The sequence below is a fragment of the Streptomyces sp. NPDC056479 genome (assembly GCF_042795335.1).
Taxonomy (GTDB): Bacteria; Actinomycetota; Actinomycetes; order Streptomycetales; family Streptomycetaceae; genus Streptomyces.
In genome coordinates, this window is the sequence record NZ_JBHTRZ010000008.1 from 256,040 (window position 1) to 272,370 (window position 16,331).

The 16,331-nt window shown below is 69.2% G+C and carries 15 protein-coding genes; 7 read left to right on the forward strand and 8 right to left on the reverse strand.

Features of this window, described 5'->3' with window-relative positions:
• Window positions 1–59 precede the first annotated feature (59 nt).
• From ACFQ6S_RS30165 to ACFQ6S_RS30185, 5 genes are all read left to right on the forward strand, one after another.
• The gene (locus tag ACFQ6S_RS30165; RefSeq protein WP_383416521.1) at window positions 60–746 is read left to right on the forward strand and encodes a maleylpyruvate isomerase family mycothiol-dependent enzyme; all 687 of its coding nucleotides are present in this window, start codon (window positions 60–62) and stop codon (window positions 744–746) included.
• A gap of 77 nt (window positions 747–823) precedes the next feature.
• On the forward strand, window positions 824–1,480 hold the full coding sequence (locus tag ACFQ6S_RS30170; RefSeq protein ID WP_383416523.1) for an MBL fold metallo-hydrolase: 657 nt from the start codon (window positions 824–826) through the stop codon (window positions 1,478–1,480).
• A 343-nt stretch (window positions 1,481–1,823) separates the two neighbouring features.
• Complete coding sequence (locus ACFQ6S_RS30175; RefSeq protein WP_383416526.1) at window positions 1,824–2,708, forward strand: ABC transporter substrate-binding protein; 885 nt, start codon at window positions 1,824–1,826, stop codon at window positions 2,706–2,708.
• Entirely contained in the window at window positions 2,705–3,622 is a 918-nt protein-coding gene (locus tag ACFQ6S_RS30180; protein ID WP_383416529.1) for an amino acid ABC transporter permease, read from the forward strand. Before ACFQ6S_RS30175 ends, ACFQ6S_RS30180 begins: the two co-directional genes overlap by 4 nt.
• Before the next feature lie 35 nt (window positions 3,623–3,657).
• On the forward strand, window positions 3,658–4,386 hold the full coding sequence (locus tag ACFQ6S_RS30185; RefSeq protein WP_383417241.1) for an amino acid ABC transporter ATP-binding protein: 729 nt from the start codon (window positions 3,658–3,660) through the stop codon (window positions 4,384–4,386).
• Between the two features lie 65 nt (window positions 4,387–4,451).
• Here the strand turns inward: ACFQ6S_RS30185 and aroQ are convergent, their stop codons facing one another.
• Window positions 4,452–4,925 (reverse strand): type II 3-dehydroquinate dehydratase, encoded by a 474-nt coding sequence (gene aroQ / locus ACFQ6S_RS30190; RefSeq protein ID WP_383416532.1) that lies wholly within the window; start codon window positions 4,923–4,925, stop codon window positions 4,452–4,454.
• A gap of 103 nt (window positions 4,926–5,028) precedes the next feature.
• On the opposite strand from aroQ, the gene ACFQ6S_RS30195 reads away from it, so the two are divergent.
• Both ACFQ6S_RS30195 and ACFQ6S_RS30200 read left to right on the forward strand, forming a co-directional pair.
• On the forward strand, window positions 5,029–6,075 hold the full coding sequence (locus tag ACFQ6S_RS30195; protein ID WP_383416535.1) for a S66 peptidase family protein: 1,047 nt from the start codon (window positions 5,029–5,031) through the stop codon (window positions 6,073–6,075).
• Window positions 6,076–6,173: 98 nt separating this feature from the next.
• Window positions 6,174–7,445 carry an MFS transporter gene (locus ACFQ6S_RS30200; RefSeq protein ID WP_383417244.1) on the forward strand — a complete coding sequence of 424 codons (1,272 nt, stop codon included), beginning with the start codon at window positions 6,174–6,176 and terminating at the stop codon, window positions 7,443–7,445.
• Window positions 7,446–7,479: 34 nt separating this feature from the next.
• Here ACFQ6S_RS30200 and ACFQ6S_RS30205 read toward each other — a convergent pair whose 3' ends face one another.
• The 7 genes from ACFQ6S_RS30205 to ACFQ6S_RS30235 form a co-directional block, all read right to left on the reverse strand.
• Window positions 7,480–8,580, reverse strand: a complete 1,101-nt coding sequence (locus ACFQ6S_RS30205; protein ID WP_383416538.1) for a calcium:proton antiporter — start codon at window positions 8,578–8,580, stop codon at window positions 7,480–7,482.
• 115 nt (window positions 8,581–8,695) lie between these two features.
• Entirely contained in the window at window positions 8,696–8,998 is a 303-nt protein-coding gene (locus ACFQ6S_RS30210) for a hypothetical protein (protein WP_383417247.1), read from the reverse strand.
• Between the two features lie 141 nt (window positions 8,999–9,139).
• Window positions 9,140–10,141 (reverse strand): TerC/Alx family metal homeostasis membrane protein, encoded by a 1,002-nt coding sequence (locus ACFQ6S_RS30215; RefSeq protein ID WP_383416540.1) that lies wholly within the window; start codon window positions 10,139–10,141, stop codon window positions 9,140–9,142.
• Between the two features lie 223 nt (window positions 10,142–10,364).
• Window positions 10,365–12,344: a TerD family protein gene (locus tag ACFQ6S_RS30220; protein WP_383416543.1), complete on the reverse strand. Its 1,980-nt coding sequence runs from the start codon at window positions 12,342–12,344 to the stop codon at window positions 10,365–10,367.
• A 62-nt stretch (window positions 12,345–12,406) separates the two neighbouring features.
• The gene (locus tag ACFQ6S_RS30225; RefSeq protein WP_383416546.1) at window positions 12,407–12,985 is read right to left on the reverse strand and encodes a TerD family protein; all 579 of its coding nucleotides are present in this window, start codon (window positions 12,983–12,985) and stop codon (window positions 12,407–12,409) included.
• A 166-nt stretch (window positions 12,986–13,151) separates the two neighbouring features.
• A complete protein-coding gene (gene uvrB, locus ACFQ6S_RS30230; protein WP_383416549.1) occupies window positions 13,152–15,299 on the reverse strand; it encodes an excinuclease ABC subunit UvrB in 2,148 nt (715 codons plus the stop codon).
• A gap of 39 nt (window positions 15,300–15,338) precedes the next feature.
• Window positions 15,339–16,205 (reverse strand): MHYT domain-containing protein, encoded by an 867-nt coding sequence (locus ACFQ6S_RS30235; RefSeq protein ID WP_383416552.1) that lies wholly within the window; start codon window positions 16,203–16,205, stop codon window positions 15,339–15,341.
• Between the last annotated feature and the right edge of the window lie 126 nt (window positions 16,206–16,331).

Sequence of the window (16,331 nt, forward strand, 5' to 3'; positions counted from 1 at the left end):
ATTTACGGCACCCGTTCACCACCTTCACCCAAAGGTGTGGCGGGGCTAGTGTCAGCACCATGATTGATCACGCTCGTGACCTGGTGTCTGTACGCGAAGCGACCGACCGGCTGCTCATCGCAGCGGCCAAACTGGACAACGCCTCGGTGGCCGAGCCGTCACGGCTTCCCGGCTGGAGCCGCGGCCATGTCCTCGCGCACCTCGCCCGCAACGCGGACGCTCTCGTGAACGTCCTCGAAGGGCGCCCCATGTATCCCTCGGCCACCGCCCGGGACGCCGACATCGAGCGGGACGCCCCCCGCCCCCTCGACGTCCAGCTCACGGACGTGCGCGCGAGCGGCGGCCGCTTCCAGGACGTGGGGGCCGTGCCCGCCGACTGGTCCCGCACGGTGGAACTGCGCAACGGCGTCACCGACGCGGCGGCCCGGGTGCCGTTCCGGCGGTGGGTCGAGGTGGAGCTGCACCACGTGGATCTCGGCATCGGATACGAGCTGGAGGATCTGCCGGCGGAGTTCGTGGAGCGGGAGATCGACTTCCTCACGGAGCGGTTCAGCGGGCACGCCGACGTGCCGCCGACCCGCGTGACGGACGGCACGCGCGCGTGGAGCACGGGCCGGGCGGCGGACGCTCCCGAGGTCACCGTCCGAGGCGCCACGGCCGACCTGCTCGGCTGGCTCGCCGGACGCCGCGACGGGGCCGGGCTGAGTGCGGAGGGCGGCACGCTGCCGTCACTTCCCCCGCTGTAGCGCCCGGGTGGTCCCCGGGCCGCTCGGAAGCCGCCTGTAACGGCCCAGGTACCGCTTGGCCGCTATAGGCTGCCGACATGACGTACAGCGGACAGGTGACGGTCGGTGGCCCCGCCGACGTGCACGAGCTCAAGGACCTGATGATCACCAAGATCGCGGTCGGCCCTATGGACAACAACGCCTATCTGCTGCGCTGCCGGGCCACGGACGAGCAACTGCTGATCGACGCCGCCAACGAGGCGGACACGCTGCTCGGCATGATCGGTGACGACGGCATCGCGTCCGTCGTCACCACCCACCAGCACGGTGACCACTGGCAGGCGCTCGCCGCCGTCGTCGAAGGCACCGGCGCGCGCACCTACGCCGGCCGGGAGGACGCCGACGGCATCCCGGTGCCGACCGATGTCCCGGTCGACGACGGCGACATCATCCGGGTGGGACGCGTGGAGCTCACCGCACGCCACCTGGTCGGGCACACCCCGGGTTCGATCGCGCTGGTCTACGACGACCCGCACGGGCATCCCCATGTGTTCACCGGGGACTGCCTGTTCCCCGGCGGGGTCGGCAACACCCGTAAGGACCCGAAGGCGTTCGCCAGCCTGATCCACGACGTCGAGACCAAGATCTTCGAGACGCTGCCGGACGAGACATGGGTCTACCCCGGGCACGGCAACGACACGACACTGGGTGCCGAGCGGCCGCATCTGCCGGAGTGGCGCGCGCGGGGCTGGTGAGCGCGACCGGCCGAACGTGCGAGGCCGGTGAAGGTGACGAAGTAGGGGCGCGTGGTCATTGACTACGCGCCCCGCGCACGCGCCCCGTGTGAACCCTTCACACGCGCTGGTGCCATGCGCGCGCTCCCGGCGTGCGTTGTTGCGCAGTCAACTGGAAGCAGCCCCGCACAGGATGACGGCTCCTGAGCGGAAAGGGCCGCCGGTCTCAATCCCCGCCCTCGACCGGCGGCCCCGGCGAGCCGCCGAGGGACGTGTTCACAGGACCGCAACACCCGTTCCCAATATGCGGACATTCACCGTCGTGACCTCGACAAAGACGACGATGTACTGTCAATCTCGCGCCATGTACCCTGCCCCGCGCGCGCTGCGTCGCGCCGTCGCCGTCGCAACGACAGCCCTGCTCGCCACCGCTCTCGGCTGTGCACCGCAACCGGACGAGAAGGCCGCCGACGCGCCGTCGGGCTCGGCCGGGAACACCTGCGCCAAGGGCGAGTTGCCCACCGAGACCTCCGGCAAGCTGACCATCGCCACCGACGAGCCGGCCTACGAACCCTGGTTCAAGGACGACAAACCGGCGGGCGGCGAGGGCTTCGAGTCGGCGGTCGCCTACGCCGTGGCCGAGCAACTCGGGTACGACAAGAGTGCCGTGGTATGGCAGAGCGTCCCGTTCAACAAGGCTTTCGCGCCCGGCGAGAAGACCTTCGACTTCGACATCAACCAGGTGTCCATCAGCGACGAACGCAAGAAGGCCGTGGACTTCTCGTCCGGCTACTACGACGTCCGCCAGGCCGTCATCGCCCTGAAGGACAACAAGGCCGCCGAAGCGAAGAGCATCGCGGACCTGAAGGGCCTCAAGCTGGGTGCGCAGGTCGGCACCACCAGCCTGAACTACCTCGACGACGTGGTGAAGCCGACCCAGGAGGTCGCCGCGTACGCCAAGAACGACCAGGCCAAGTCCGCGCTGAAGAACGGTCAGGTCGACGCCATCGTCGTGGACCTGCCCACCGCCTTCTACATCACCGCGGCCGAGGTGACGGACGCGACGATCGTCGGCCAGTTCGAGAACCAGGGCGGCACGCCGGAGCAGTTCGGGCTCGTGCTCGACAAGGGCAGCGCGCTCACCTCGTGCGTGACCGACGCCGTGGACGCCCTGCGCGAGGACGGCACCCTGGACAAGCTCGAGCAGCAGTGGCTGTCGGACGCCGTCGACGCCCCGGTGCTCAAGTGACGGTCACGAAGGAGGAGTCCGGCCAGGAGGGCGCGGACGACGATGGCATGTCCGGCGCGGGCGGCGACGGTTACATCCCCTCGCAGCGACGTCTGGACCGCGAGCGCTACAAGCGTGCCCGCGCCCGCCGCGCCACGGCCATCGCCGCCCTCTCCACCCTGGTCACCGGACTCGTTCTCTACCTGGTCGTGGTCAACGCGCCGGGCTGGCCGCGTACCAAGGAGACCTTCTTCGACTGGGAATACGCGCGCGAGGCATTCCCCAAGGTTCTTGAAGGCCTGTGGCTCAACGTCCGGCTGCTGCTGATCTGCGGGGCGGCCGTGCTGGTCCTCGGGATGCTCATCGCCGTCGCCCGCACCCTGCGCGGCCCGGTGTTCTTCCCGCTGCGGGCGCTGGCGGCCGCGTACACGGATTTCTTCCGGGGCCTTCCGCTCATCATCAACCTCATGATCGTCGTCCTCGGTGTGCCTGCGCTGCGGCTCCAGGGTGTGACCGTCGATCCGGTGCTGCTGGGCGGTACGGCTCTCACCCTGACGTATTCGGCCTACGTGGCCGAGGTGTTCCGCGCGGGCATCGAGTCCGTTCACCCCTCGCAGCGCGCGGCGGCCCGCTCGCTCGGCCTCACCAACCGGCAGGCGCTGCGGCACGTCGTTCTGCCGCAGGCCGTACGCCGTCAGGTGCCGCCCCTGCTGAACGACCTGGTGTCGCTGCAGAAGGACACCGGCCTCGTGTCGATCGGCGGGGCGGTGGATGCCGTACGGGCCGCGGACATCATCGTGGGCCGCAGCCTCAACTACACGCCGTACATCGTCGCCGGCCTGGTCTTCGTGGCGCTGACCATTCCGATGACCCGCTTCACGGACTGGGTGACGGCCCGGATGGACCGCCGGCGCGCCCAAGGAGGAGCCCTGTGAGCGACGCATCTGTCAGCGACGCACCTGTGCTGCGTATGGAGTCCGTCCGCAAGGCCTTCGGCGAGTCGGTCGTGCTGCGGGACGTCGACCTGGAGGTCGCCTCGCACACGGTGACCGCCCTCATCGGCGCCTCCGGCTCCGGCAAGTCCACACTGCTGCGGTGCGCGAACCTGCTGGAGGAGATCGACGACGGCGCGATCTGGCTGGACGGCGAGGAGATCACCGATCCACGCGTCGACCAGGACGCCGTACGCCGCCGTATCGGCGTGGTGTTCCAGGCGTACAACCTCTTCCCGCACATGACGGTCCTGGACAACATCACCCTCGCCCCGCGCCGGGTGCATGGGCTGTCCCGCGCCGAGGCCGAGGCACGCGCGCGTGAGCTGCTGGAGCGGCTCGGGCTGGCCGGTAAGGCGAGCGAGTACCCGGACCGGCTGAGCGGTGGCCAGCAGCAGCGGGTCGCGATCGTCCGCGCCCTGGCCGTACGTCCGCGGCTGCTGCTGTTGGACGAGATCACCGCCGCCCTCGACCCGGAACTCGTGGGCGAAGTCCTCGCCGTCGTCCGCGACTTGAAGGCGGACGGGATGACGATGGTGCTGGCCACGCACGAGATGGGGTTCGCCCGCGACGTCGCCGACCAGGTTTGTTTTCTGGACGGAGGTGTGGTGCTGGAGCGCGGCACGGCCGAGCAGATCTTCGGCGATCCGCAGCAGGAGCGTACGCAGCGCTTCCTGCGGCGCATCGTGGAGGCCGGGAGACTGTAAGGACCGCTCCCCCAGGGCGGGCGGTCCTTACATCCGCGCTTTCCCGCATCCGCGCCGCGCCGACGTCACGTGTCCGCCTGACCCGCCCCCACCAGCGCCGCGACCCGCTCCACTCCGAACACGTAGCCCTGCACACCGCACCCCGCGATGACCCCGTCGGCGCGCAGCGAGACATACGAGTGGTGCCGGAAGGACTCGCGCTTGTGGATGTTGGAGATGTGGACCTCCAACACCGGAAGACCGTCACAGGTGTTGAGCGCATCCAGGATCGCCACGGAGGTGTGCGAGTAGGCGCCGGGGTTGATCACGATGCCGCAGTGGTTCTGCCGTGCCTCGTGGATCCAGTCCACCAGCTCGCCCTCGTGATTGGACTGACGGAAGTCGATCGTGCCGCCGTGCGCGGCCGCCGCCTTGGCGCACAGTGCCTCGACATCGGCCAGGGTCTCGGAGCCGTAGATCTCGGGCTGACGCTGACCGAGCAGGTTCAGGTTGGGGCCGTTGAGGATCATGATCGGGGCATTGGCCAGGGTGCGGGGCACGGTTCCTCCGGTCCGTTCGGGGTGCGGCGATCCGTCGATGACCGCTGCTCAGACCCGGTTTATCACGATGCACCGACCGTGCCATGCCCCATACCCTCTGGCCATGACCATGGTCTCCTACCCTCCCAAGCCCTCCCCCGGCGACCGCGTCGCCGTCATTTCGCCCGGCGCGGGCCTGCCCGGACTCTTCCCACGCCCCTACGAACTGGGCCTGGAGCGGCTGCGCAAGGAGTACGGGCTCGAACCGGTCGAGTATCCGGCGAGCCGCAAGATGGGCTCGACGCCCCAGGAACGGGCCGACGACATCCACGCCGCGTTCGCCGACCCCGGCATCAAGGCGGTCATCGCGTCCATCGGCGGTGACGACCAGATCACCGTGCTGCCGCTGCTGGACCGGGAGTTGATCCGGGCGAACCCGAAGCCGTTCGTCGGGATGAGCGACAACACGAACCTGCTGATGTTCCTGCGCAACACAGGAATCGTCGGCTACCACGGCGCGACCGTGATGTGCGAGCTGGGCCGCCCCGGTGCCATGAACCCGCAGACCGCCGACTCGCTGCGAGCCGCGCTGTTCACCTCCGGCGAGTACGAACTCCGTCCCGCCGAGCGCTGGAACGACATCAACCGCGACTGGGCCGACCCGGCGACCTTCGACACGGAGGCGGAGACCCGGCCCGGCGGAGGATGGACCTGGGTGAACACCGACCGGGTGGTGGAGGGCCGCACTTGGGGCGGCTGCCTGGAGATCGTCGGCTGGCTGCTCATGGCCGACCGGGAGATCGCGCGCGATCTCTCCGAGTACGAAGGTGACGTGCTGTTGCTCGAGACGTCGGAGGAGATGCCGAGCGCCGACGAGGTCTTCTGGACCCTGCGGAACATGGGCGAGCGCGGGCTGCTCCGGCGTTTCTCCGCGCTCCTGATGGGCCGGGCGAAGACCTGGTCCTTCGAGCACCCCAACGGCCCGGAAGAGGCCGCTCGTTACGCCACGGACCAGCGCGAGGCCGTGCTGCGGGCCATGCGTATCTATGCCCCGAACACCCCCATCGTCTTCGACGTGGACTTCGGCCACACCGATCCGCAACTCGTGATCCCCTACGGCGGCCTCGTCCGCGTCGACGGCCCCGCCCGGCGCATCACCGTCACGTACTGACGAAGCCCCAGCGCCCCCGCACGCCCCCGTAACCAGCGATCACGCTGGGTAGTTGACGCAGCATGCACGACGTACGCACAGTAAAGGCACCCCCGTCCATGCTGCGGCTCGCGGCCGCCTCGCTCGCCGGGACGGCCATCGAGTTCTACGACTTCTTCGTCTACGGAACCGCGGCGGCATTGGTCCTGGGCCCGCTGTTCTTCCCGACCTTCTCGCCGGTGGCGGGAACCCTGGCCGCCTTCGCCACGTTCGGGGTGGGCTTCGTGGCAAGGCCCCTGGGGTCGGTGCTGTTCGGGCACATCGGGGACCGGCACGGACGCCGGCCGGTCCTCGTCGCCTCACTGCTGCTGACCGGCGCCTCCACGGTCGCGGTCGGCTGCGTACCGACGTACGAGACGATCGGTGTGGCCGCTCCGCTGCTGTTGCTCGTGCTGCGTTTTCTCCAGGGACTCGGTCTCGGCGGCGAGTGGGGCGGGGCCGTGCTGCTGACCGTCGAGCACGCGCCGCCCGGGCGACGTGGTCTGTGGTCGAGCTTTCCGCAGGTCGGGCCCGCGCTGGGCTTTCTGCTCGCCAACGGTGTGGTGCTGGGGCTGACGGCGACGCTGTCCGAGGCGCAGTTCGCCGCCTGGGGCTGGCGTGTGCCGTTCTGGGCAGCGGGTGTGCTGGCGGTGGTGGGGCTGTGGCTGCGGTCGTCGCTCGCCGAGAGTCCCCGGTTCCTCGAACTCGACGACCACGCGCGCGTGCCGCTCGCCGAGGTCGTACGCGACCACTGGCGGCTCGTACTGCTGACCGCCGGGGCGCTGTCGATCGGATACGCGATCTTCTACACCGTGACGACCTGGTCCCTCGCCTACGCAACGGAACGGCTCGGGGTGAACCGCGGCGTCATGCTGACCTGCATCATGGGCGCGGTGGTCGTCAAGGGCTCGCTCACGCCGCTGGTGGCGATCCTCGGCGACCGGTACGGGCGGCGTCCCCTGTGTCTGATCGGGTGCACTGCCACAGCTGTGTGGATGTTCCCGTTGGTCGCACTGCTCGGCACGGGCGAACCCCTGCTGATGTTCCTGGGCTTCCTCGGGGCGATGCTCGCCTTCATCACCATGTTCGCCGTGATCGCCGCCTATCTGCCGGAGCTGTACGAGCCCCGGGTGCGCTGCACCGGCGCCGCGGTGGGCTACAACCTCGGTGGTGTCCTCGGGGGTGCGCTCACGCCGATCGTGGCGACGGCGCTCGCCGAGCAGGGCGGCCGGGTGCCCTGGGGCGTGGGGGCGTATCTGACGGGGGTCGCGCTGCTCAGTCTGGGGTGCTTCATGCTGCTGCCCGAGACCCGTCCGGTGGCCGTCGCGGCGGCGGAGCCCGCCACAGGCTGACGGGCTCCGGAACAAAGACGGCGAGAACGAGCGGCTACGGATTGATCGCGAGCTCCAGGTACGCCGCGAACAGCACCAGGTGGACGCCGCCCTGGAGCGGCGTCGCCCGCCCCGGCACGACCGTCAGCGAGCTCACGACCACGGTCAGGGCGAGCAGCACCATATGGGTGGGGCCGAGGCCCAGGACGAGCGGGCCCGAGAGCCAGAGGGAGGCCAGGGCGACTGCCGGGATGGTCAGTCCGATGCTGGCCATCGCCGAGCCGAGCGCGAGATTCAGACTGGTCTGCACTCGGTCGCGGCGGGCGGAGCGCAGCGCGGCGATCGTCTCGGGGAGCAGCACCAGCAGGGCGATGATCACACCGACGACGGCATGGGGCAGGTCGGCGGCAGCCACTCCGGACTCGATGGTGGGCGAGACTCCCTTGGCCAGGCCGACCACACCGATCAGGGCCAGGCCCAGCAGCCCCAGGCTCAGCGACGCCGTGCGGGCGGAGGGCGCGTCGGCGTGGTCGTCGTCGGTGATCACGTCGCCCTGCCGGGTGATGGGGAGGAAGTAGTCGCGGTGCCGCACGGTCTGGGTCGTCACGAAGAGGCCGTACAGGATCAGCGAGGAGACCGCGGCGAACGTCAGCTGCACGGTGGAGAACTCCGCGCCGGGCTTGCTCGTGGTGAACGTCGGCAGCACGAGGCTGAGCGTGGCCAGGGTGGCGACTGTCGCAAGGGCGGCACCGGTGCCCTCGGGGTTGAAGACCGCCGTACGGTGTCGCAGCGAGGCGACGAGCAGACACAGGCCGACGATGCCGTTACAGGTGATCATCACGGCCGCGAAGACCGTGTCCCGGGCGAGGGTGGAGCTCTTGTCACCGCCGTCGGCCATCAGGGTCACGATCAGGGCGACCTCGATGATCGTGACGGCGACGGCGAGGACGAGGGAGCCGAAGGGTTCACCGACGCGGTGCGCGACCACCTCGGCGTGGTGTACGGCGGCCAGGACGGCACCCGCGAGGACCAGCGTCACCAGTGCGACGACCGCGCCCGGCAGGTCCCGTCCCCAGGTGAAGGCCAGCAGGACGACCGCGAGCGCCGGCACGAGGTACGTCCACCCTGTCGTGAGCGACCTGAGCCGATCGATCATGGAGCGATCGTCGCAGAGGGGGTGAGGGTTCGCATTCCGGTCTGTCTGGTTGTCAGGATGGTGATCAGGCGGCCCCGCGCCCTCGGGATGCGGGGCCCCTGCGCGTCGTATGTCGCTACGCGAAATCGGTCATCTCCTGTACGTCACAGTCCGTGAAGGACGGCGGCCGGGTGCACAGCGCGGCCATCTGCTCCGCGAACTTGGTCGTCTCGGGGTCGTCGCTGTTGCGCATGGCGTCCTCGTATGAGTCGAACTCGATCACTACGAGGTAGCGGTTCGGCTGTCCCCGGTCCTTGAGGACGAATCGGCGCGTGGGGCCGCCATTGCCGCCCGCCAGGCGCTGCTCCGTCTCGTCGGCCAGCGCGCGCATCTCTTCGATGCGCTCGGTCTCGAAGTCGATGATCTGCATGAACTTCATGGGTGCGTCCACAGGTGCCTCCACCCGGCCGTGGTGTCCCCGGCCGGGGACACCCACAGCACCCAACGAAGCACCGGGAGCGGTGCTCGGCAATTCGCTGGGCACCACTCCCGGTGTTGGTTCTTCCTACGTCCGACGTGGTCAGACGTCGATGCTGTCCTTCGGAGCGCCTTCGCTCCCCTTCTGCGCCGCCTCTGCTTCCGCCTTCTTCTTGGAAGCCCTCAGGCTGGTGATCGTGGTGACGATCAGGACCGAGCAGATCACGCCGAGCGAGACCGGAATGCTGATCTCGGGGACGTGGACGCCGGACTCATGCAGAGCGTGCAGCACCAGCTTGACGCCGATGAAGCCGAGGATGATCGACAGGCCGTAGCTGAGGTGGACCAGCTTCCTCAGCAGGCCACCGATCAGGAAGTACAGCTGTCGCAGACCCATCAGCGCGAAGGCGTTGGCCGTGAACACGATGTACGGGTCCTGCGTCAGGCCGAAGATCGCCGGGATGGAGTCGAGCGCGAACAGCACATCGGTGGTACCGATCGCCAGCATCACGACCAGCATCGGGGTCATGACCCGCTTGCCGTTCTCCTGGATCCACAGCTTGGTGCCGTGGTAGCGGTCGGCTACACCGAACCTGCGCTCGGCCGCCTTCAGCAGCTTGTTCTCCTCGAACTCCTCGTCCTCCTCGTCGGCCCGGGCCTCCTGGATGAGCTTCCAGGCGGTCCAGATCAGGAAGGCGCCGAAGAGGTAGAACACCCACGCGAAGCTCGCGAGGATCGCGGCACCGGCGGCGATGAAGATGGCCCTCAGCACCAGGGCGATGAGGACACCGACCAACAGCACTCGCTGCTGGTACTGGGACGGCACCGCGAACTTCGCCATGATCAGGACGAAGACGAAGAGGTTGTCGACGCTCAGCGATTTCTCGGTGATGAATCCCGCGAAGAACTCGCCGCCGGCCTGTCCGTCGCCGAAGATCAGCAGGCCGAGCCCGAAGAGGCCCGCCAGGGCGATCCAGACGACCGTCCAGATTCCGGCTTCCTTGATCGAGACGTCGTGCGGCTTGCGGCCGATGAAGAAATCAACCGCGATCAGGGCGGCAAGGCCCAAGATGGTCAGGACCCATAGGGTCGTGGAAATTTCCACTGCGCCTCCGGCAGTCGTAACGGCAAATGTCAGCGTCGTCGCGCGCCGGAGGTCTCTTCCACCCAGGATGGGCCGACGCCCCGGGATCTGGCCTGATCCGTATTGACGGGTACGCCGCAGCAGACAGGGAGTACTCCCCTCCGTGCAATGAAGACTACCCAATCACCAAGGAAAGGTAAAGTGCTTGGCAAAAGAAGTGCCAAGTCAGCAGGTCAGAGGCTCTTTACCGGTACTTGGCCCGAGCCGCCGCGACCTGGGTGAGCACCTGATGGAGGACCTGGCTGCCGGGCGGCACCAGTGGGGGCTCATAGGTCCACGCGTGGCCCACCCAGGGGTCGGCGAGGTGGTCGTCCGGCACCGGGGTCAGGCGCATCAGCGCCCGCCACAGCGGGTCGAGCAACGGGCCGTACCCGGCGGCCTCCTCACGGTCCGCGACCATCATCAGGTGGACGCCCACCGCCGGACCCTCGTCCGCGAGGTAGCGCAGCTGGTTCACGGCCCTGTCGTCGAAGCCGTGCGGGAAGTCGTTGACGATCAGCAGTTGCTGGGAGGTGTCGAAGTCGGGCGGCAGGGAGTCGGGCGCGCCGGCGCGCAGCGCCATCTGCACCAGGTCGACGCGCTGAGTGAGCCGCGCGAGGACGTCGGCGACTCCGGCCGCGCCCATCGCGGGCGGGGCCGCGAGCACGCCGGTCTGCACCAGCGGTGCGAGCGCCTGAGCGCCCGAACCGGCCGGATCGATCACGTGCACGGTGAATTCGCCCGCCGGATAGACGGCGAGCAGCCGGGCCGCGTGCGCCACCGCCGTCTCCATCGCGAGGCGACGCAGGTCATGGGAGTCCGTGAACGAGCCGTCGAGCGATGCGCCACGTCCGCTGTCGACCCACAGGCCGCGCTCCAGCGGCAGCCGGATCAGCATCGGGATGCGCAACGGGTCGCTCTCGGGCAGGTGGAGGTCGCCCAGGCGCAGGGCCATCGGGATCTCCATCGGCACGCGGTATCCGTGCCAGACGGGGTTGTCCCAGCGCGCGTAGGCGGGCGGCAGCGCGGGCTCGACGACCTCGGACTCCGCGGTGAGCTGGGCGACGTCGCGGTCGAGCGTCGCCCTGGCCTGGTTGACGAGCTCCGTGTGCTTGGCCTGGGCCGCCTCGCGGGCGGCGTCGCCCTGTCCGCCGATCCGGCTGCGCGGGTCCGACAGGACCTGGTCGAGCTCTTTCTCCATGCGCGAGTCGGCGAAGTCGACGGCGCTGCGGTACGCGGCCGTCGTACGCGCCAGGTCCTCGAACATGCCCCACACCTGGTTGTAGAGCCGCTCGTCCATGGACCAGCCGGTGGCGTCGCCCGCGACGGGCTGGGCGGGCTGCCCGGGCTGGGCCGGGGGCGCGGTCGGCGGGGGCGGCGGCGGAGCCGCGTTCTGCCGGCGCGGGTGGCTGTAGTTGATCGGGCCGCCGGACGTGGCAGCCGACGGCTGAGTGGGATCACTCGCGCCGGTACCGCCCTGGTACGGCGTCTGGGGGCCGTAGGGCGACGTCGGCTGCGGCGGTACGGCGCCCTGCTGCGCGGGGCCGCTCTGGTCCGGGCCGCGCGCGGGCGCGGGGGCCTGCCGGGAGCGGTCGCCGTCCGTTCGTGGCGAGGGCGCCGGGATCGAGCGGGCCACGCCCTGGGCCACCGCTTCGTTGATGCCACCGGCGAGTTGATGGGCCTGGGGCAGGCCCTGGTCGGTGAAGAGATCGGCGAGGCCACCGGCGTAACCCTGGCCGATGGCGCGCACCTTCCAGGCGTCCTGGCGGCGATAGAGCTCCAGCGCGACGACGGCCGACTCGGCCTCCAGACCGGTGATGGTGTAGCTGGCGACCTCGCTGCCGTCGAGGCCGGTGACCGCGACGAAGGGGGTGGGGACGGCGCCGAAGCTGACGGGGCCGCCGACCCCGGTCGGCAGGGCGAGCAGCACACTGACACGGTGGACGGCCTCCGGCATGGCGTCCAGGTCCACCGCGAGGCGATGGTCGGCGGCCGCCTGCCGGGAGACCTCGAGGCCGGGCAGGGTCGGCGCGCCCGGGTGAGCCACCCATTCGACGCCGTGGATCTTTCCCTGCTCGTCGCCGAGCGTGGCCGCGGCCACGATCGGCGCGCCGGCCGAGACCCGGATCTCCAGACGGGCCTGGGAGAGCGGGTGGTTCTGCCCCCGCACCAGCTCGGCCGTCATGCCTTCGTCCCCCTGTGTCAGTTGTCGTGTCGTGTGCCGCTCGCCGAGCCGCCTTGCAGGTCCTACAGGTGCGGCAGGATCGAGGGCATCAGGTCCTGGAAGGTACGGCCGTTGGCCGGCGTACCGAGGGCCGTCATCGACCAGGACGAGCCCGAGCGGTGCACCTTGGCCATGATCTGGGCCGTGTACGCGCCGCCGCCCGCGAGCGTGTAGCGGGCGAGCTCCTGGCCGTTGGTCTCGTCGACCAGACGGCAGAACGCGTTCTGCACCTCCTGGAAGGTCTGGCCCGTGAAGGAGTTCACGGTGAAGACGATCTGGTCGATGTGGACCGGGATGCGCGCGAGGTCGACGAGGATCGCCTCGTCGTCGCCGCCCTGGCCGACACCGCCGACGAGGTTGTCACCGGTGTGGCGCACCGAGCCGTCGTCGCTCACCAGGTGGCGGAAGAAGACGACGTCGACCGGCTGCTTGTCCGCGAACAGGACGGCCGAGGCGTCGAGGTCGACCTCCCGCGTGCGCGAGCCGAACAGACCGCGCCGAGGAGCCGCCTGCCAGCCGAGACCCATGCGCACCGCGGTCAGGCTGCCTCCGTCGTTCTTCTGCAGACTGATTGCCTGACCCTTGGTCATGTTGACGGTCACGTGCTGATTCCCCTCTCGAGCTTTCCCCTGTTGGCCGCGGACCCCGCGGATGACGAGAACCCTACGCAGAGGCACTGACAGTGCCGTACCCCGGTCCCCACTTTGTGTCGGTCTTGCAACACAGCGAGTACCGGGAGTTCGGCCGACGACCGTTCGGGCGGGCCTGTCAGGCCAGACCCGCCTCCTTCATCTGACGCAGCTCCTTCTTCATCTCGGACACCTCGTCGCGCAGCCGGGCCGCGATCTCGAACTGGAGATCCGCGGCCGCGTTGCGCATCCGCTCCGTCAACTCCTCGATCTGCTCGGCGAGATCGGCGGCCGGACGGTCGGTCGGCACCGACTCCTTCGCCTTGCCCTTGGCGGACTTGGCCGACTTCGCGCCCTTGGCCGCCTTGTCGCCGAGGGAAGGCACGGGAGCCTTGGTGCCCCGGCCGTCCTTCTTCGCGCGGTAGCCGGTGCCCAGCAGTTGCTCGGTGTCGACGTCCTCGCGGGCGATCCGCGCGACGATGTCGTTGATCTTCTTGCGCAGCGGCTGGGGGTCGATGCCGTTCGCCTTGTTGTACGCGACCTGCTTCTCCCGGCGGCGGTTGGTCTCGTCGATGGCCTTCTCCATCGCCGGGGTGATCTTGTCGGCGTACATGTGGACCTGGCCGGAGACGTTGCGTGCCGCACGGCCGATGGTCTGGATGAGGGACGTACCGGAGCGCAGGAAGCCCTCCTTGTCGGCGTCGAGGATCGCCACCAGGGACACCTCGGGGAGGTCGAGGCCCTCGCGGAGGAGGTTGATGCCGACGAGGACGTCGAACTCGCCCGCGCGCAGCTCTCTCAGCAGCTCGACTCGGCGCAGGGTGTCGACGTCGCTGTGCAGATAGCGCACCTGGATGCCGAGCTCCAGGAAGTACTCCGTGAGGTCCTCGGCCATCTTCTTGGTGAGGGTGGTGACCAGGACGCGCTCGTCCTTCTCGACCCGCAACCGGATCTCGTGGACCAGGTCGTCGATCTGGCCCTCGGTGGGCTTGACGACGACCTCCGGGTCTACGAGGCCGGTGGGACGGATGATCTGCTCGACCTGGCCGTCCCCGCGGGAGAGTTCGTACTTGCCGGGGGTCGCCGACAGATAGACGGTCTGCCCGATGCGTCCCTGGAACTCCTCCCACTTCAAGGGCCGGTTGTCGAGGGCGGAGGGCAGGCGGAAGCCGTGGTCGACCAGGGTGCGCTTGCGGGAGGCGTCACCCTCGTACATGGCCCCGATCTGTGGCACCGTCACGTGCGACTCGTCGATGACGAGCAGGAAGTCCTCCGGGAAGTAGTCCAGCAGGGTGTTCGGCGCTGAGCCGGGCGAGCGGCCGTCGAAGTGCATCGAATAGTTCTCGACACCGGAGCAGCTGCCGATCTGGCGGAGCATCTCGAGGTCGTACGTCGTGCGCATCCGCAGGCGCTGGGCCTCCAGGAGCTTGCCCTGCTTCTCCAGTTCGGCGAGGCGCTCGCCCAGCTCCTTCTCGATGTCGTTGACGGCCCGCTCCAGACGCTCGGGGCCCGCGACGTAGTGGGAGGCCGGGAAGACGTACAGCTGCTGGTCGTCGCTGATGATCTCGCCGGTGAGCGGGTGCAGCGTGGACAGGGCCTCGATCTCGTCGCCGAACATCTCGATGCGGACGGCGAGCTCCTCGTAGACCGGGAAGATCTCGATGGTGTCGCCGCGCACCCGGAAGGTGCCGCGGGTGAAGGCCATGTCGTTGCGCGTGTACTGGATGTCCACGAAACGGCGCAGCAGCTGGTCCCGGTCGATCTCGTCGCCGACCCTGAGGGGGACCATGCGGTCCACGTACTCCTGTGGCGTACCGAGGCCGTAGATGCAGGAGACCGAGGCGACCACGACGACGTCGCGGCGGGTGAGCAGCGAGTTCGTCGCCGAGTGGCGCAGGCGCTCGACCTCCTCGTTGATCGAGGAGTCCTTCTCGATGTAGGTGTCCGACTGCGGGACGTAGGCCTCGGGCTGGTAGTAGTCGTAGTACGAGACGAAGTACTCGACGGCGTTGTTCGGCAGCAGCTCGCGGAACTCGTTGGCCAGCTGGGCGGCCAGGGTCTTGTTCGGCGCCATCACCAGGGTGGGGCGCTGGAGCTTCTCGATCATCCACGCGGTGGTGGCGGACTTGCCTGTGCCGGTCGCGCCGAGCAGGACGACGTCCTTCTCGCCCGCGTCGATGCGCCGGGCGAGGTCGGCGATGGCCTGCGGCTGGTCGCCGCTGGGCTGGTAGGGGCTGACGACCTCGAAGGGCGCCACCGTGCGTTCGATGTTGGAAACGGGCCGCATGGATCCACCGTACGACCCCCCACTGACAACGCGGTCCGGTCAGAGGTTCTGCGGGGTCCGGGGGCCTCGGGTTCCGGCGGTGCGGCGGGGCCGCAGCGGGGGGCGGCGGGCCGGGTGCGGGACGGTGGCGTGGGCGGGGACGCCCGGTTTGGGCTCGACGGGGGTCACCGCGGGTCGCCCCATGACCATCTTCGGGTCGAAGAGCACGACGGCACCCGCGAGGAGCAGGAAGGCGAGCGGGCCGACCAGCATCGGCGCGAGCAGGGCCGCTGGCGAGTCGCCCGTGGCGGGGGCTCCCGTGCCGTGCAGATGGACACTGAGGGCGGCCATGCCGGTGTAGTGCATCCCGCTGACGGCGAGGCCCATGACGAGGCTCGCGCCCACGCTCCACAGCAGGCCCCTGACCTGTCCGGCGGCCCACAGGGCGGCGGTGGCCGCGCACATCGCTATGACGACGGAGGCGCCCACGGTGAACGTGTTGTACTCCAGCTTGCCGTTGAGCTGCATGCCGGCCATGCCCAGGTAGTGCATCGACGCTATGCCCAGACCGGTGATGGTGCCGCCGGTGAACAGGGCCGCTCCTCGTGCGCCCTTGTAACCGACTATGAAGATCCCGACGCCCACCATGACGATGGCGACGGCCAGGCTCCCGAAGGTCATCGCCTTGTCGTAGTGGATCGGCGTTTCCTCGACCGTGAACCCCATCATCGCGACGAAATGCATCGTCCATATGCCGGAGCCGATGGCCGCCGAGCCCAGAGCGAGCCAGCCCGGGCGCCAGGACTGGGAAACGAGCATCGATCTGGTGGTGCAGCGAAGGCCGAGCGCTCCGCCCAGGCAGGCCATGACGTATGCCACCAGCGGTGTGACGAGTCCATAACTGAATCCGTCGATCGTGCCCTGCATACGCGGCTGCCCTTCCCGCCCTCTTACATCCCGGATCCCCGTGAAATGCGCCCCCTCCCAGTACCGCCCGAGCGGTCAGGGTTGAGGCTGAGGGTAACGCCCACCGCAATGGTCGAACGATTTTCC

What these genes read in the sequence shown, in the direction of transcription:
- ACFQ6S_RS30185 (WP_383417241.1), top strand. Translation starts at nt 3,658, where the DNA reads ATGGAGTCCGTCCGCAAGGCCTTCGGCGAGTCGGTCGTGCTGCGGGAC.
- ACFQ6S_RS30220 (WP_383416543.1), bottom strand. Translation starts at nt 12,344, where the DNA reads ATGACGGCCGAGCTGGTGCGGGGGCAGAACCACCCGCTCTCCCAGGCC.
- ACFQ6S_RS30235 (WP_383416552.1), bottom strand. Translation starts at nt 16,205, where the DNA reads ATGCAGGGCACGATCGACGGATTCAGTTATGGACTCGTCACACCGCTG.
- ACFQ6S_RS30205 (WP_383416538.1), bottom strand. Translation starts at nt 8,580, where the DNA reads ATGATCGATCGGCTCAGGTCGCTCACGACAGGGTGGACGTACCTCGTG.
- ACFQ6S_RS30175 (WP_383416526.1), top strand. Translation starts at nt 1,824, where the DNA reads ATGTACCCTGCCCCGCGCGCGCTGCGTCGCGCCGTCGCCGTCGCAACG.
- ACFQ6S_RS30210 (WP_383417247.1), bottom strand. Translation starts at nt 8,998, where the DNA reads ATGAAGTTCATGCAGATCATCGACTTCGAGACCGAGCGCATCGAAGAG.
- ACFQ6S_RS30165 (WP_383416521.1), top strand. Translation starts at nt 60, where the DNA reads ATGATTGATCACGCTCGTGACCTGGTGTCTGTACGCGAAGCGACCGAC.
- ACFQ6S_RS30195 (WP_383416535.1), top strand. Translation starts at nt 5,029, where the DNA reads ATGACCATGGTCTCCTACCCTCCCAAGCCCTCCCCCGGCGACCGCGTC.
- ACFQ6S_RS30200 (WP_383417244.1), top strand. Translation starts at nt 6,174, where the DNA reads ATGCTGCGGCTCGCGGCCGCCTCGCTCGCCGGGACGGCCATCGAGTTC.
- uvrB (WP_383416549.1), bottom strand. Translation starts at nt 15,299, where the DNA reads ATGCGGCCCGTTTCCAACATCGAACGCACGGTGGCGCCCTTCGAGGTC.
- ACFQ6S_RS30170 (WP_383416523.1), top strand. Translation starts at nt 824, where the DNA reads ATGACGTACAGCGGACAGGTGACGGTCGGTGGCCCCGCCGACGTGCAC.